Below are 16,247 nucleotides of genomic sequence, written 5' to 3'. Positions count from 1 at the left end.
CTCCCCGCTCCCCCAGCCCCGACCGCGACAACCCATTGTTCAACCAGTCGCTGGAAAAAGGCCTTGAAGTCCTGCGCGCCTTCAGCGGCGTCCATCGCACCCTGACGCTGGCCGAACTGGCCGCGCTGACCGGCATGAACAAGAGTTCGGCGCAGCGCACGGTCCATACGCTGGAGGCGCTGGGCTATGTCGACAAGCACCCGCAGACGCGCCGCTTCCGGCTGACGCCGCGCGTGATGGAGATCGGCTACAACTACCTGGCCGCCGACGCGCTGATCCCGGTGGCTAGCCCATACCTGTCGCAGCTCGCCGCCGCCAGCGGCGAGACCGCGAACCTGACCGAGCCGGTCGGGTTCGACATGGTCTATGTGGCGCAACTGATGACCGCCAAGCACATGCCGGTGCTGACGCCGGTGGGCATGCGCATCCCGATGTATTGCACGAGTTCGGGCCGCGCGTACCTGAGCACGCTGCCAGACGAACAGGTGATGGCGATGCTGGAGCAATCCGCGCGCGTGGCACGAACGCCGGCGACGCTCACCGATGTCGAAGCCATCTTCGAGCGCGTGGTGGCCTGCCGCCGGTTGGGTTACGCGAGCAATGAGGAAGAGCTGTTTATCGGCGACATGGGCCTGGGCGCGCCCATCGTCAACAGCCGGGGCGTGGCTGTCGGCGCGGTGCATGTGTCGCCGCCGGCGAGTCGCTGGAGCATGGCCGAGGCGCAGAAAAAACTGGCGCCGCTGGTGGTTGAATGCGCGTGGGCGATCTCGCGTTCGATCGCGCATTGAGCTACGCCGCCCGCTGCGAAAATCAAGCTCCGCGCACGTGGTAGAACACCTGAGTGTCAGCGGCTTTCGCGGACCCTTCGGGGCATCTATGCTGAATGTGCCGGGACGTCAGTGCTCGCATGGCACACCGTCCCGGTTCTCACCTCAGCCCCGATTGGAGGGCATATGAAAGCTTCTGCCTTGCTCTTTGCAGCGTCGATGGCCGCTGGCTGGTCATCGTTCGCACAGGCCGCCGGATGCCAGTACGACATGCAATGCAAAGGAGAGCGGATCTGCCAGCAAGGGCAGTGCGTTTTCCCTGACGCGGAAGAGACGCCCGAAGCGGGCGGGCCGACGCACGTTGCGCCGACCATCAAGCGCACGCCGGCTCCCCCGCCGCCACGCGGATGCTGCACGGTGGCAGGAAAGCTGAAGCTCTCGCCATCTTCGGCTTCCGACACCAGCCTGGCCGCGGGCGATGCGTGCCAGGGGCTGACCAACTCCGGCAAGCCGGTACCGGGCACGATCTGCAACTAGGCGCAGTAGCGCGTGCACGTTGCGTGCGTGTTGGGTGCGGGTGCGCACGTGCAGCCGGGCCATCCGTGGCCGGTAGCTGGCGTGCGCGCGCGAGCATGGCATGCAGCAGCACCGCGCGCTGCCCACGCACTCTGCGGCGAACGCGCACCGCTCTAGCGGACACGCTGCGGTAGCCGATTGGCTCCGCGCGTCACCGACACTGGCACCGTCCAGATCGGTCCGCGCGAACGCCGCATCGAACTCTCCCCCCGAACACCCCGGCTTGATCCGGGTGCCCTCCACTGCGCGCAGTGGCACATGACTTGCTTTGCAGACATCGGCGGCCTTCATCCCCAGCCGTTCCGACTTCCACCGTCTCAGGAGCAAGCCTGTGCATCACGACCCGTCCCCTCTCGCGAAAGGCATCAAGTCCGCGTCCGTCCTCAGCGCCATCGCGCTGTCGCTGCTCGCGCTGCCAGGCGCGGCGCACGCCGACAAGGTGCTGCGCATCGGCATGACCGCGGCCGACATCCCGCGCACGCTGGGCCAGCCCGACCAGGGCTTCGAAGGCAACCGCTTCTCCGGCATCCCGATGTACGACGGCCTGACACAGTGGGACCTGTCCAAGGGCAACGGACCCAGCCTGCTGATCCCGGGGCTGGCCACCGAATGGAAGGTCGACGCCGCCGACAAGACCAAGTGGGTGTTCAGGCTGCGCCCCGGCGTCAAGTTCCACGACGGCACCCCGTTCAACGCCGATGCCGTGGTGTGGAACGTCGGCAAGGTGCTGGACAAGACCGCGAAGCAGTTCGATCCCAGCCAGGTCGGCGTGACCGCCTCGCGCATGCCGACGCTGCGCACGGCGAAGAAGATCGATGACCTCACCGTCGAGCTGGTGACGTCCGAACCGGACTCGTTCCTGCCCTACAACCTGACCAACCTGTTCATGGCGTCGCCCACGCAGTGGGAGAAGAAGTTCGCCGCGGTGCCGGCCTCGGTCACCGACCCGGTCGAGCGCTCCAAGCAGGCGTGGGTGGCCTTTGCCGCCGACGCCGCCGGCACCGGGCCATTCAGGATGAGCCGCTTCGTGCCGCGCGAGCGCCTGGAAGTGGTGCGCAATGCGCAATACTGGGACGCGAAGCGCGTGCCGAAGATCGACAAGGTGGTGATGGTGCCAATGCCCGAGGCCAACGCCCGCACCGCCGCGCTGCTGTCAGGCCAGGTGGACTGGATCGAGGCCCCGGCGCCTGACGCGATCGCGCAGATCAAGAGCCGTGGCTTCGAGGTCTACGCCAACGCGCAGCCGCATATGTGGCCGTGGCAGCTTTCATTCACGCCGGGGTCGCCGTGGCTGGACAAGCGCGTGCGCCAGGCCGCCAACCTGTGCGTCAACCGCGCCGGCCTGAAGACCCTGCTGGGCGGCTATATGGCCGAGGCCAAGGGCATCGTCGAGGCCGGCAATCCGTGGTGGGGCAATCCGAAGTTCGATATCAAGTACGACCCCGCCGCCGCGAAGAAACTGATGCAGGAGGCCGGCTACTCCGCCGCCAAACCGGTCAAGGTCAAGGTGCAGGTCTCGGCGTCCGGCTCCGGCCAGATGCAACCGCTGCCGATGAACGAGTACGTGCAGCAGAACCTGAAGGAGTGCTTTATCGACGTCGACTTCGACGTGGTCGAATGGAACACGCTCTTCACCAACTGGCGCGTCGGCGCCAAGGATCCGAGCGCGCACGGCGCCAACGCCATCAACGTCAGCTTCGCGGCGATGGACCCGTTCTTTGCGATGGTGCGCTTTGTCAGCACCAAGACGCAGCCGCCGGTCTCGAACAACTGGGGCTACTTCGGCAACGCCGAGTTCGACAAGCTGATCGAAAACGCACGCACGGCCTTCGACGAGAAGTCGCGCGACGCGGCGCTGGCCAAACTGCATGCCCGCATCGTCGAAGAGGCGCCGTTCGTGCTGATCGCCCATGACGTCGGCCCGCGCGCGATCTCGAAGAAGGTCAAGGGCGTGGTGCAGCCGCAGAGCTGGTTTATCGATATCGCGACGATGTCGATGGATTGAGGACACGACGCTTACCGGCGCCAACCTGGTTGTTCGCACCGTCGTCCCCGCGCACGCGGGGACCCGGCGGCTTTTTAAGACGCTGGATGCCCGCCCACGTGCCCCGGAGGGGTATGCGCGGGCATGACGGTGGTCACGCATCGCCTCTCCTGGATACCGCCAGTCATGCAATACCTCTTCCGCCGCATCCTCTACGCCCTGCCGATCCTGCTCGGGGTGGCGCTGCTGTGCTTCTCGCTGGTCCATATCGCGCCGGGCGATCCGCTGGTATCGGTGCTGCCGCCCGATGCCTCCGAAGCGTTGCGCCGCCAGCTCACCGCGCTGTACGGCTTCGACAAGCCCTTCCTGGAGCAATTCGTGCACTGGCTCGGGCGCGCGCTGCAGGGCGACCTGGGCACCTCCATCGCCACCAGCCGCCCGGTGATGGCCGAGGTCGGCGCCGCCGTGGTCAATTCGCTGCGGCTGGCCACCGTGGCCACGCTGATCGGCTTCAGCTTGGGCTGCCTGTTCGGCTTTGTCGCGGGCTATCTGCGCGATTCGGTGGCGGACCGCACCGCGTCGCTGCTGTCGGTACTGGGCGTCAGCATCCCGCATTACTGGCTCGGCATGGTGCTGGTGATCGCGTTCTCGGTGCTGCTGGGCTGGCTGCCGGCCACCGGCGCCGGTCCGGGCGGATCCGGCGACTGGGCGTGGGACTGGGAGCATATCCAGTACATGCTGCTGCCGGCCGTAACCATGTCGGTGATCCCGATGGGCATCGTCGCGCGCACGGTGCGCGCGCTGGTGGCGGAGATCCTCGCCAATGAGTTCATCGTCGGCCTGCGCGCACGCGGGCTGTCCGACCTTTCCGTGTTTCGGCACGTGGTCAAGAACGTAGCGCCGACGGCGCTGTCGGTAATGGGCCTGCAGCTCGGCTACCTGCTGGGCGGCTCGATCCTGATCGAGACCGTGTTCTCGTGGCCGGGCACCGGCTTCCTGCTCAATTCCGCCATCTTCCAGCGCGACTTCCCGCTGCTGCAGGGGACCATCCTGGTGCTGGCGGTGTTCTTCGTGCTGCTCAACCTGCTGGTCGACACGCTGCAGACGCTGTTCGACCCGCGCATCCAGCGCAGCTAGCGCAAAGGAGCCGCCATGGAAATGACGCTCGACAACTCTGCCGCCAAGGTCGCGGTGCAGCGCTCGCCCGGCTACTGGACCACGGTGGGCCGGCGCCTGCTGCGCAACAAGCTGGCCATGCTGGCCGCGCTGGTGCTGCTGGCGCTGGTGCTGATGGCGCTGTTCGCGCCGGTGCTGATGCCGGCCGACCCGTATGCCTCGTCGATCCTCAAGCGACTGAAGCCGATTGGCACCGGGCACTTCCCGCTTGGCACCGACGAACTGGGACGCGACATGCTGTCGCGGCTGATGCTGGGCGCGCGGCTGTCGCTGTTCATGGGGATCACGCCGGTGCTGCTGGCCTTCGTGATCGGCAGCGCGCTGGGCATCGTCGCCGGCTACGCCGGCGGCTGGACCAACACCGTGATCATGCGCATCACCGACATCCTGTACGCGTTCCCGTCGGTGCTGCTGGCGATCGCGCTGTCCGGCACGCTGGGCGCGGGCGTGGGCAATGCGCTGCTGTCGCTGACCATCGTCTTTATCCCGCAGATCGTGCGCGTGGCGGAAAGCGTCACCACCCAGGTGCGCAACCGCGAGTTCGTCGACGCGGCGCGCGCCTCGGGCGCGTCGTCGCTGACCATCGTGCGCGTCCATGTGCTGAACAATGTGCTGGGTCCCATCTTCGTCTACGCCACCAGCCTGATCTCGGTGTCGATGATCCTGGCCTCGGGCCTGTCCTTTCTTGGCCTCGGCGTCAAGCCGCCCGAGCCAGAGTGGGGCCTGATGCTCAACACGCTGCGCACGGCGATCTACACCCAGCCGTGGGTCGCGGCGCTGCCCGGCGCGATGATCTTCCTGACTTCGGTCTCGTTCAACCTGCTGGCCGACGGCATCCGCTCGGCCATGGAAATCAAGGACTGAACCATGCCAGCCGTGATGCAAGCCCCCTCTCCCGGCCGCGATGTCGGCGGTCCAGCGCAGCCGCTGGTGATCGCGCACGAGCTGGTCAAGCACTTCCCGATCAAGTCCGGCTTGCCATGGCGGGGCGCGCGCGCGGCCGCCGTGCGCGCCGTCGACGGCGTCAGCTTCGACGTGCGCAAGGGCGAGACCCTTGGCGTGGTCGGCGAGTCCGGCTGCGGCAAGTCCACCACCGCGCGGCTGCTGATGCAACTGACCGAACAGGACAGCGGCGAGCTGATCTTCGACGCGCAGGGCGTGGGTTCCGCCCAGTTGCCGCTGAAGCAGTTCCGCAGCCAGGTGCAGATGGTGTTCCAGGACAGCTATTCGTCGCTGAACCCGCGCCTGACCATCGAGGAATCGATCGCCTTCACCCCGCGCGTGCATGGCATTCCGGCGCGCGAGGCGACCGAGCGCGCGCGCTACCTGCTGCAGCGCGTCGGGCTGGAGCCGGCGCGCTTTGCCGGGCGCTACCCGCACGAGCTGTCGGGCGGCCAGCGCCAGCGCGTCAATATCGCCCGCGCGCTCGCGCTGCGCCCGCGGCTGGTGATCCTGGACGAGGCAGTGTCGGCGCTGGACAAGTCGGTGGAGGCGCAGGTGCTGAACCTGCTGCTCGACCTGAAGGCGGAGTTCGACCTGACCTACGTCTTTATCAGCCACGACCTCAACGTGATCCGCTACCTGTGCGACCGCGTGATGGTGATGTACCTGGGCAAGGTGGTGGAGATCGGCGATACCGAGACGATCTACCGCCACCCCGCGCATCCGTACACGCGCGCGCTGCTGGATTCCATGCCGTCGATGGACCCGGATCACCGCACCGAGGTCGCGCCGCTGGCGGGCGACCCGCCCAATCCGATCAACCCGCCATCCGGCTGCAGCTTCCATCCGCGCTGCGCCATGGCGCAGGACGTGTGCGCGCGGCGCGAGCCGCAGCTGACCGACCTGGTGGCCGGTCATCCGGTTGCCTGCCTGCTGGCCACCGCGCCCTGAGGAGTCCTCATGTCCGCAACCCCGCAAAACACCGTGCCCGGCGCGCCGATGATCTCCGTGCGCGACCTGCGCGTCACCTTCTCCGGCGGCGGCAAGACCATCCGTGCCGTCAACGGCGTCTCGCTCGAGGTCGGCGCCGGCGAGGCGGTGGCGTTGATCGGCGAATCCGGCTCGGGCAAGAGCGTCACGCTGCGCGCGCTGATGCGGCTGCACCCGTCGCGCCGCACCCGCATGGAAGGCCAGATCCGCGTCGACGGCGCCGACGTGATGGCGCTGGACAAGCACGCGCTGGCGCGGCTGCGCGGCGGCACCATGGCAATGGTGTTCCAGGAGCCGCTGCTGGCGCTGGACCCGGTCTACACCGTGGGCCAGCAGATCGTTGAATGCATCCGCACCCATGACAAGGTGTCGGCGGCAGAAGCGCGTGAACGCGCGCTGAAGGCGCTGGAGGCGGTGCGCATCCCCAGCCCCGAACGGCGCCTGGCCGCCTACCCGCACGAGATGTCGGGCGGCATGCGCCAGCGCGCGATGATCGCGCTGGCGCTGTCCGCGCGGCCGAAAATCCTGCTGGCCGACGAGCCCACCACCGCGCTGGACGCCACGGTGCAGATCCAGGTGCTGATCCTGCTGCGCGAACTGCAGCGCGAGCTGGGCCTGTCCATCGTCTTCGTCACCCACGATATCGGCGCCGCGGTGGAGATCGCCGACCGCGTCGCGGTGATGTATGGCGGGCGCATCGTCGAGGAAGGCCCGATCCGCACGCTGCTGCGCGAGGCGCGCCATCCGTACACCATCGCGCTGCTGCAGAGCCGCCAGCATGGCATGGACCGCGGCCAGCGGCTGAGGACCATCGGCGGCGCCCCACCCGACCTGGCCGCGCTGCCCCCGGGCTGCAGCTTCGCGCCGCGCTGCGCGCATGCGCGGCCCGAATGCCTGGCCGCGGTGCCGCAGGCTATCACCGTCGGCACCGGCCACCGCGTCAGTTGCGTGCTGGCCGCCGAGCCGGCGGTCGCCACGGCGGCATAGCGCCCTGTCCCCTGCCTTCCCCACCAGACACCGATATTTCCAGGATCTCTCCATGACGCTTGCCACCCATCCCGCCCGCGCCTTCATGCCCTATCCCGGGGTCGCCGTGCCGCACGCGGCCAGCGGCCCGCTGCAGGGCCTGACCTTTGCCGTCAAGGACCTGTTCGATGTCGCCGGCTATCCGACCGGCGGCGGCAACCCGCATGTGCTGGCGCGCTCAGGCATTAAGGCCGCCACCGCGCCGGCGGTGCAGCGCATGCTGGACGCCGGCGCCGCCTTTGTCGGCAAGACCCATACCGACGAACTGGCCTTCTCGATGAACGGCAGCAACGCCCACTATGGCCGCCCGGTCAACGGCGCCGCGCCGGACCGCATCACGGGCGGCTCGTCGTCGGGCTCCGCCGCGGCCGTATCTAACGGGCTGTGCGATGTCGCGCTGGGCTCCGACACTGGCGGCTCGGTGCGCGCGCCCGCCAGCCACTGTGGCCTGTTCGGCATCCGGCCCACGCACGGGCGCATTACGCTGGAGCGTTGCCTGCCGCTGGCGGAGAGCCTCGATACCTGCGGTTTCTTCGCCCGCGACATCGCCACCTTCGCGCGCGTCGCCGACGTGATGTTGGGCGCCGATCGGGCACCGCTGCCGGACGCGCCGCGCTTGCTGTTTGCGACCGACCTGTTCAGCCAGCCGACGCCGCCCGCCCGAGCTGCGCTCGCGCCGGCCGTCGCGAAAATCGAAGCGGCCCTCGGCAAGGCAACGCCGGTGACGGTGGCAGACCGCGCGCTATCCGAGCTGTGGTGGGCTTTCCGCCATGTGCAGGGTTGGGAAGCCTGGCAGAGCGCAGGCGCGCTGATCGAGCAATACGGGCTGGAGCTTGGTGCCGATGTCGCGGCGCGCTTCGCCTTCTCGAAAGCCGTCACGCCGGCGCAATTCGAAGAAGCCAGCGCGGTGCGCCGCGATTTCACCGCGCACCTGGCCCGGCTACTGGGCCCGGACGGCGTGCTGGTGCTGCCGACGATGCCCGATATCGCCCCGCTGCGCGCCGAGCCGATGGAGTCATTGGAGACATACCGCAATCTTGCCGCCCATACGCTGTGCCTGACGCCGCTGACCGGCTTCCCGCAACTGAGCCTGCCGCTGGCGGGCCGCGACGGCGCACCGCTCGGCATTTCGCTGCTCGGGCCGGCAGGCAGCGACCGCAGCCTGGTCGCGCTGGCCGAGGCCATCCTGGCAAAACAGGCGTGAGGCGGGGAGAAGCCGATATGACCCGCATCCGCATCACCGCCGGCGGCTACAGCTTTGTCGCCGAGACCAACCCCGACGCGCCCAAGACGGTCGAGGCATTCCTGAAGCTGCTGCCCTACCGCGAAAAGCTGATCCACGTGCGCTGGAGCGGCGAAGGCTGCTGGATCCCGCTGGGCGAATTCCGGCTCGGCGTGGATTTCGAGAACCCCACCAGCCACCCTTCGGTCGGCGACATCCTGTTCTATCCCGGCGGCTACAGCGAGACCGAGATCATCCTGGCCTACGGCAGCTGCTGCTTCGCCAGCAAGATGGGGCAGCTTGCGGGCAACCATTTCCTGACCGTGGTCGAGGGCAAGGAACACCTGCGGGCGCTGGGGACCAGGGTGTTGTGGGAAGGAGCGCAGGATATCCTGTTCGAGCTGGCCGGCTAGCCCGCGCCCACACCGTCACATCGCCAGCGCGCGCGGTCCGTCCTCCGGCCGCCTCACCCGGAACCACGCCGCATACAGCGCCGGCAGAAACAGCAGCGTCAGCACCGTCGCAATGATCAGCCCGCCCATGATCGCCACCGCCATCGGCCCCCAGAACATCGAGCGCGACAGCGGGATCATCGCCAGCACCGCAGCCGCGGCGGTCAGGATGATGGGGCGGAAACGGCGTACCGCGGCCTCGACGATGGCGGTCCAGGCGGGCACGCCGGCGCGGATGTCCTGCTCGATCTGGTCGACCAGGATCACCGAGTTGCGGATGATCATGCCCAGCAGCGCGGTGATGCCGAGCTGCGCCACAAACCCCATCGGCGCGCGCAGCAGCAACAGCGTGGCGGCGGCGCCGATCAGCCCGAGCGGTCCGGTCAGGAACACCATGGTCGCGCGCGAGAAGCTGTGGAGCTGCAGCATCAGCAGCGTGAAGATGATGAAGATGCACAGCGGCAACTGCGCGGCGATCGAGGCGCCGGCCTTGCCGCTTTCTTCTTCGGCGCCGGCCACGGTGATGCGGTAGCCCGGCGGCAGCTCCTCGCGCAGCTTGTCGAGCTTCGGGTTGATCTGCGCGGTCACGGTCGGGCCCTGGATGCCGTCGACCACATCGGCCTGCACGGTCACGCCGAAATCGCGGTTCTCGCGCCACACCACGCCCGGCTCCGAGCGCAGCGCCACGCGCGCCACCTGCATCAGCGGCACCGTGCGGCCGCTATTGGTCGGCACCAGCATATTGTTCAGGTCCGAGATCGCATCGCGCTCGTTGCGCGGCGTGCGCATCATGATGTCGATCAGCTTGTCGCCGTCGCGGTACTGGCCCACCGGCACGCCGGTCAGCACCGTCTGCGTGACGCGCGCAATGGCGTTAGTGGTCACGCCGAGCGCGCGTGCCTTGTCCTGGTCGATCTCCAGGCGCAGCATCTTGACGTTCTCGTTCCAGTTGTCGTTGACGCCGACGGTATTGGGATTGGCGCGCATCTCGGCCTTGACCTGGTCGGCGAGCTGGCGCACGCCGGCGGCGTCGGGTCCGATCACGCGGAACTGCACCGGATAGGCCACCGGGGGCCCGTTGGGCAGCAGCTTGACACGGCCGCGCAGGTACGGGAATTCGCTGTCGAGCAGCGCGATGACACGGCGGCGCAAGGCGTCGCGCACTTCGGTGCTGACCGGCATCACGATCACCTGCGCCACGTTGCTCTGCGGGAAGATCTGGTCCAGCGGCAGGTAGAAGCGCGGCGCGCCAGTGCCGACGAAGGTGGTCAGGCTCTCGACCTCGCGGTCCTTGCGCACCAGGTTCTCGAAGCGCCTGGCCTCGGCCTCCATCTGGGCGAAGCCGGTGCCTTCGGGCATCCACATCTCCACCATCAGCTCAGGCCGGCTGGAATCCGGGAAGAACTGCTTCTCGACGAAATTGAAGGCGTAGATGCCCAGCGCAAAGGCCACCAGCGTGATCGCGATCACCAGCTTGCGCCAGGTCACGCACCAGTCCACCAGCCGGCGGAAGCGCGCGTAGAACGGCGTGTCGAACACCTCATGCGGCTCGCCCGCGCCCGCGCTGCGCGTCTTGAGCAGCAGGTAACCCAGGTAAGGCGTGAAATAGACCGCCGCCAGCCACGACAGCACCAGCGCCAGCGCGGTCACGGCAAAGATCGCGAAGGTGTATTCGCCCACGGTCGAGCGCGCCAGCCCCACCGGCAGGAAGCCGGCCGCGGTGATCAGCGTGCCGGTCAGCATCGGCATCGCGGTCGAAGTGTAGGCGAAGGTGGCGGCCTCCATCTTGGAGAAGCCCTCTTCCAGCTTGCGCACCATCATCTCGACCGCGATGATGGCGTCGTCCACCAGCAGGCCCAGCGCGACGATCAGCGCACCCAGCGAGATCTTGTGCAGGCCGATGCCGAAGATGTTCATGAACAGGAAGGTCACCGCCAGCACCAGCGGGATCGTCAGCGCCACCACCAGCCCCGGGCGCGCGTCCAGCCGCAGCGGTTTGGTGTGCAGGCCCAGCGCGACAAAACTGACCGCGAGCACGATCACCACCGCCTCGATCAGCACGTGCACGAACTCGCCCACCGAACGCTGGACCGCCTTCGGCTGGTCCTGCACCTGGTCCATCTCGATGCCCACCGGCAACTGGCCGCGCATCCGCTCGAAAGCGGCGCGCAGGTCCTTGCCGAGCTGGATGATGTCGCCGCCCTTCTGCATCGAGATGCCCAGCCCGATCACATCCTTGCCGTTGAAGCGCATGCGCGTCTGGGTCGGGTCGACATAGCCGCGGTACACATGCGCGATGTCGCCCAGGCGGATATTGGCGATGCCGTTGGGGCCGCGCAGCACCAGGTCCTCCAGGTCCTGCACGCTGGCGAACTGACCGGACAGGCGCACCTGCAGGTTGTCGCTGGGGGTGACCAGCACGCCGCTGCCGGTCAGGTTGTTCTGCTGCGAGATCTGCTCGGCGATGGCGTTGATGTCCAGTCCGAGCTGGGCGAAGCGCGCCTGGTTGAACTCGATGTAGACCTTTTCGTCCTGCAGGCCGATCAGCGATACCTTGGCCACCGCCGGCACGCGCAGCAGCTCCTGGCGCACCAGGTCGGCGTACTCGCGCAGTTCCTTGTAGTTGAAGCCGTCGGCCGACAGCGCATAGATGGTGCCGTAGACGTCGCCGAACTCGTCGTTGAAGAACGGCCCGCGCACGCCGCTGGGCAGCGTCTGCTGGATATCGCCGATCTTCTTGCGCACCGTGTACCAGATCTGCGCCGTTTCTTTCGCCGGCGAGGTGTCCTTGAGCTGGAAGATGACCGTGGTCTCGCCCGGCTTGGAGAAGCTGCGGATCTTGTCCGCATACGGCACTTCCTGCAGCTGGCGCTCGATCTTGTCGGTGACCTGCACCGCGATCTGCTCGGCGGTGGCGCCGGGCCAGAACGCCTGCACCACCATCACGCGGAAGGTAAAGGGCGGATCCTCGTCCTGCCCGAGCTGGAAGAACGCCAGCATGCCGCCGAGCAACAGCACCACCAGCAGGTAACGGGTCAGCGGCTGGTGCTCGAGTGCCCAGCGCGACAAATTGAAGCGCGAATGATCCATGCGGCCTCAACCCTGCTGCGGGGTGGCGGCCGGCGCCGACGGGGCCGACGCCGGCGCCACTGTCTGCAGCGGCCGCACCTTCTGGCCGGGGCGCAGCAGGTGGACCCCGGCGGTGACGATGGTCTGGCCCGGCGCCAGCCCCTGGCGCACCTCCACCTCGTTGCCGATGGCCTCGCCCAGCGTCACCGGCACCGGCTGCACCGTGCCGGCGGCGGTGTCGTAGACCCACACCTGGTTGCGGCCCTGGTCCTGCAGCAGCGCGGTCAGCGGCACGCGGATGGCCGGAGTGGCCCCGTTGCGCACGAAGGTCACCACCGCCGTCATGCCGAGCTTGAGGTCGGCGGGCGGGTTCGGAATGGTCACGCGGGTGGCGTAGGTGCGGGTAACGGGGTCGGCGGCGGCGGCGATCTCGCGCACGCGGCCGGGCAGCGAGCGCTGCGGCTCGGCCCAGGTATGGATGCTGACGTCGGTGATGCCGCGCAGCTGGTCGACCTGGTCTTCGGGGAGCCCGATGGCGACTTCCTTTTCGGCGGTCTGCGCCACGCGCACCACCGGCTGGCCGGGGGTGACGACCTGCCCGACCTCGGCATCGATTGCCGTGACCACACCGTCGGCGTCGGCGTTCAGCACCGCATACGCGGTCTGGTTGGACTGGCTGCGCAGGCCGGCTTCGGCCTGGCGCAGCCGCGATTCGGCGGCCTCATAAGTGGCCTTGCGCCGGTTCTGCTCGGCGGCGCTGATAAAACCCTTGGCAAACAAGTCGTTGTAGCGCTTCAAGTCGGCGGCGGCGAGATCGCGGTCTGTCCTGGCGGCCTCGTACTGGGCGCGCGAGCCGGCCTCGGCCAGCGACAGATCGGTCGGGTCCAGCCGTGCCAGCGGCTGTCCCTTGCGCACCGTCGCGCCCACGTCGACCAGCCGCGCGGCGATCTTGCCGCCGACGCGGAAGCCCAGCCGCGATTCCACGCGCGGGCGCACGTCGCCGGAAAACTCGAAAGCCGTCTTGCCGCCATGCTGGCTGAGCTGCATCAGGCGCACCGGGCGCACTTCCGGCACGGGCTCGGTCTTCTTGCCGCAGCCGGCCAGCGCCAGCACCGACACGGTGGCGAGCATGGCAAGCGCCCTGCCGGTCCGGCGCAAGATAGGAGAAACAGCAGGAGTATCTGCGGCCGCAACTTCCGGCACCTGGCAAAGCACTGGCATCGTAGGCAACAAGTCGGATGGAACTGCAGGCGAGACTGGCCATGGCCGCGAGGGCCGGCGGGCAATAAATAACTGGCCGGTCAGTAATATAGCGATCCCCCGGGGGGTGCGTCAAACGGCAGGCGACGAAACGACTGGAATGAAGCCTCAGGTGTCCGTCCGCCCGGGCGAGCTGTGGTTAAATGCGCATGCGCCGCCAGCCGGCCGCGTAGCATCCCCTGCTTTTCCCACATCTTCAGACCGAGACCGGCGTGACGCCCGATCAGTATTGCCAAGAGAAAGTCGCCCAGAGCGGCTCAAGCTTCTATTACAGTTTCCTGTTCCTGCCGGCCGAACGCCGCCGCGCCATCACCGCGCTGTACGCCTGGTGCCGCGAGGTCGATGACGTGGTCGACGACAGCCATGATCCGGGCCTGGCCCACCAGCAGCTCGACTGGTGGCGCGGCGAACTGCGCCGCCTGTTCGAAGGCGAACCGACCCACCCGGTGACCAAGGCCCTGCAGCCGCATGTGCAAAGCGCCGGCCTGCCCCACGCCGAGATGTCCGAAGTGCTGGACGGCATGGAGATGGACCTGACCCAGACCCGCTACCTCGACGAACATGGCCTGAATCGCTATTGCCATTGCGTGGCGGGCGTGGTTGGCACGCTCAGCGCGAGGCTGTTCGGCTACAGCCAGCCGCAGACGCTGCAGTTTGCCGAGAAGCTCGGGCTGTCGCTGCAGCTCGTCAATATCCTGCGCGACGTGGGCGAGGACGCCCGCCGCGGCCGCATCTACCTGCCGGTCAACACCCTGCAGCAATTCCAGGTGCCGGCCTCGGAAATCCTGAAGGGCGAGCATTCCGACCGCTTTGTCGCGCTGATGCAGTACCACGCCGGCCGCGCCCGCGCGCTGTACCGCGAGGCGCTGGCGCTGCTGCCCAAGCAGGACCGCCGCGCCCAGCGCGCCGGCCTGCTGATGGGCGCGATCTACCACGCGCTGCTCGACGAGCTCGAGGCAAGCCAGTTCCAGGTGCTGAACCAGCGCATCGCGCTGACGCCGATGCGCAAGTTGTGGATTGCGTGGAAGACGTGGGTGCGCAATAGTTAGAGCCGGCACTAGCGGCCGCAGATGGCGACACAGTCTGCATACCGCCGGCTGATGACACTATGTCCTGTCCCCGATTTCCTGATTCCTCCCAAGCCGTACCGCCATGACGCAGACCTCCGCTTCCCTCGGCGAGACCATCCTCGCCAATGCCGACCAGCTCGCCCGCTTCTCCGACATGGAGGGCGGCCTCACCTGCGCCTACCTGACCCCCGCCCACCGCGCGGCGCAGGCGCAGCTCGTGGCGTGGATGGAAGCGGCCGGCATGCAGGTGCGCATCGACGCCATCGGCAACGTGATCGGCCGCTATGCCGCGGATCCGGCCGCAAGCGACGCGCGCGTGCTGATGACCGGCTCGCACTTCGATACGGTGCGCAACGGCGGGCGCTATGACGGGCGGCTGGGCATCCTGCTGCCGATCGCGGTGGTCGCCGCGCTGAATCAGGCCGGCATCCGCCTGCCCTATCACTTCGAGGTGGTGGGTGTTGCCGAGGAGGAAGGGCTGCGCTTCAAGACCAGCTTCCTCGCCAGCAGCGTGCTGGCGGGCCGCTTCGATCCCGCGCTGCTCGAGCGCCAGGACGCGGACGGCATCACGCTGCGCGAGGCGCTGGCGGCATCCGGCCTGCCCGGGGGCGGCGAGCTGGAGGCGTTGCGCGCGGCGGCGGTCGATCCGGCTTCCCTGCTGGGCTTTGTCGAGGTGCATATCGAACAGGGCCCGGTGCTGCTGCACCACGGCCTGCCGCTGGGCGTGGTCACGCAGATCGCCGGCAGCAGCCGGTTCCAGGTCAGGGTGGAAGGGCTGGCCAGCCATGCCGGCACCACGCCGATGGGCATGCGCAAGGACGCGGCCGCAGGTGCGGCGGAGATGATCCTGCTGGTCGAGCAGCGCTGCGCGGCGGCGCCTACGCTGGTGGGCACGGTCGGCCAGTTGCAGGTGCCGGACGGGTCCAGCAACGTGATCCCGGCCGCCTGCACCTTCTCGATGGATATCCGCGCGGGCGAGGATGGCATCCGCGAGGTGGCGATCGCCGACATCGTCGCCGGCATCCACGAGATCGCCGGGCGGCGCGGCCTGAGCGTGCAGGTGGAACGCGTGCCGCCGGTCAACAACGCGCCGTGCGCGCGCTGGCTGATGGACCAGTTCGGCGCCGTGCTGAAGAAGCGCGGCCTGCAGGCTTTCGAGCTGCCGTCCGGCGCCGGCCATGACGCGATGATGATGCAGCGCATCACGGACGTGGCGATGCTGTTCGTGCGCTGCGGCAACGGCGGCATCAGCCATAACCCGCTGGAGACCCTTACGGCGGAGGATGCGCAGCTGGCGGCGGAGGTATTCGTCGATTTCCTGCGGCACTTCCAGCCGCGCGGCTGACAAGCCGGGCGGCGCTCAGCCGCCCCGGTAGATATCGCGACCGAAGTCGTACAGGTTCTTGCGCAGCTTGCGGCGCTCGTCCGGCGACAGCCGTGAGCCGCCCCGTTCTTCCCGCCGGCGTTCGGCGTCGCGCTGCTCGGCGCGATGGCGCTCGGCGCGGGCGCGGGCTTCGCGCTGGTTGTTGCCCGGGTCGCTGGCCTGGGTCGACGGAGGGCGCTTGAGCAGGTTGGCCATGCCGGCCGATTGGGCCTGCACCGACCCGCTGGACATGAGCGCCAGCACGGCGATCGCCAGCGCAAGGCATGCGCCGGCGATACCATGCTGCGGATGCCCGGGCCGGGTTCGGTTCGCTTTCATTGATAATGGCG

The 16,247-nt window shown here is 68.2% G+C and carries 14 protein-coding genes; 11 read left to right on the top strand and 3 right to left on the bottom strand.

The genetic code is table 11. The features are described 5' to 3' along the window. The 9 genes from AB1I47_RS22160 to AB1I47_RS22120 form a co-directional block, all read left to right on the top strand. Positions 1-788: IclR family transcriptional regulator (locus tag AB1I47_RS22160; RefSeq protein ID WP_354685865.1), on the top strand; the 788-nt coding region annotated here is incomplete at its 5' end. A 165-nt stretch (positions 789-953) separates the two neighbouring features. After that, the gene (locus AB1I47_RS22155) at positions 954-1,304 is read left to right on the top strand and encodes a hypothetical protein (RefSeq protein WP_354685864.1); all 351 of its coding nucleotides are present in this window, start codon (positions 954-956) and stop codon (positions 1,302-1,304) included. Positions 1,305-1,674: 370 nt separating this feature from the next. Then, positions 1,675-3,348: an ABC transporter substrate-binding protein gene (locus AB1I47_RS22150; protein ID WP_354685863.1), complete on the top strand. Its 1,674-nt coding sequence runs from the start codon at positions 1,675-1,677 to the stop codon at positions 3,346-3,348. Between the two features lie 165 nt (positions 3,349-3,513). Then, positions 3,514-4,464, top strand: a complete 951-nt coding sequence (locus tag AB1I47_RS22145; protein ID WP_354685862.1) for an ABC transporter permease — start codon at positions 3,514-3,516, stop codon at positions 4,462-4,464. Positions 4,465-4,479: 15 nt separating this feature from the next. Then, a complete protein-coding gene (locus tag AB1I47_RS22140; RefSeq protein WP_354685861.1) occupies positions 4,480-5,367 on the top strand; it encodes an ABC transporter permease in 888 nt (295 codons plus the stop codon). 3 nt (positions 5,368-5,370) lie between these two features. Continuing rightward, positions 5,371-6,396 carry an ABC transporter ATP-binding protein gene (locus AB1I47_RS22135; protein ID WP_354685860.1) on the top strand — a complete coding sequence of 342 codons (1,026 nt, stop codon included), beginning with the start codon at positions 5,371-5,373 and terminating at the stop codon, positions 6,394-6,396. 9 nt (positions 6,397-6,405) lie between these two features. After that, the gene (locus AB1I47_RS22130) at positions 6,406-7,422 is read left to right on the top strand and encodes an ABC transporter ATP-binding protein (RefSeq protein WP_354685859.1); all 1,017 of its coding nucleotides are present in this window, start codon (positions 6,406-6,408) and stop codon (positions 7,420-7,422) included. Between the two features lie 52 nt (positions 7,423-7,474). Continuing rightward, positions 7,475-8,665: an amidase gene (locus AB1I47_RS22125; RefSeq protein ID WP_354685858.1), complete on the top strand. Its 1,191-nt coding sequence runs from the start codon at positions 7,475-7,477 to the stop codon at positions 8,663-8,665. Between the two features lie 17 nt (positions 8,666-8,682). Next, positions 8,683-9,096, top strand: a complete 414-nt coding sequence (locus tag AB1I47_RS22120) for a DUF3830 family protein (RefSeq protein WP_354685857.1) — start codon at positions 8,683-8,685, stop codon at positions 9,094-9,096. Between the two features lie 15 nt (positions 9,097-9,111). Here AB1I47_RS22120 and AB1I47_RS22115 read toward each other — a convergent pair whose 3' ends face one another. Continuing rightward, entirely contained in the window at positions 9,112-12,225 is a 3,114-nt protein-coding gene (locus AB1I47_RS22115) for an efflux RND transporter permease subunit (protein WP_354685856.1), read from the bottom strand. Positions 12,226-12,231: 6 nt separating this feature from the next. Further along, positions 12,232-13,425, bottom strand: coding sequence for an efflux RND transporter periplasmic adaptor subunit (locus AB1I47_RS22110; protein WP_407935882.1), 1,194 nt, complete (start codon positions 13,423-13,425; stop codon positions 12,232-12,234). Between the two features lie 251 nt (positions 13,426-13,676). Here AB1I47_RS22110 and hpnD point away from each other — a divergent pair, with 251 nt between their 5' ends. Continuing rightward, complete coding sequence (hpnD, locus tag AB1I47_RS22105; RefSeq protein WP_354685854.1) at positions 13,677-14,513, top strand: presqualene diphosphate synthase HpnD; 837 nt, start codon at positions 13,677-13,679, stop codon at positions 14,511-14,513. Between the two features lie 103 nt (positions 14,514-14,616). Continuing rightward, on the top strand, positions 14,617-15,879 hold the full coding sequence (locus tag AB1I47_RS22100) for a Zn-dependent hydrolase (protein WP_354685853.1): 1,263 nt from the start codon (positions 14,617-14,619) through the stop codon (positions 15,877-15,879). Positions 15,880-15,894: 15 nt separating this feature from the next. On the opposite strand, the gene AB1I47_RS22095 is transcribed toward AB1I47_RS22100, so the two are convergent. Beyond that, a complete protein-coding gene (locus AB1I47_RS22095) occupies positions 15,895-16,236 on the bottom strand; it encodes a hypothetical protein (RefSeq protein ID WP_354685852.1) in 342 nt (113 codons plus the stop codon). Positions 16,237-16,247: the final 11 nt, after the last annotated feature.

Origin of the sequence: Cupriavidus necator (assembly GCF_040578825.1) — a bacterium.
Classification (GTDB): domain Bacteria; phylum Pseudomonadota; class Gammaproteobacteria; order Burkholderiales; family Burkholderiaceae; genus Cupriavidus; species Cupriavidus necator_E.
The sequence above is the reverse complement of the archived record's forward strand: the minus strand, read 5'-3'. Positions and strand labels throughout refer to the sequence as shown.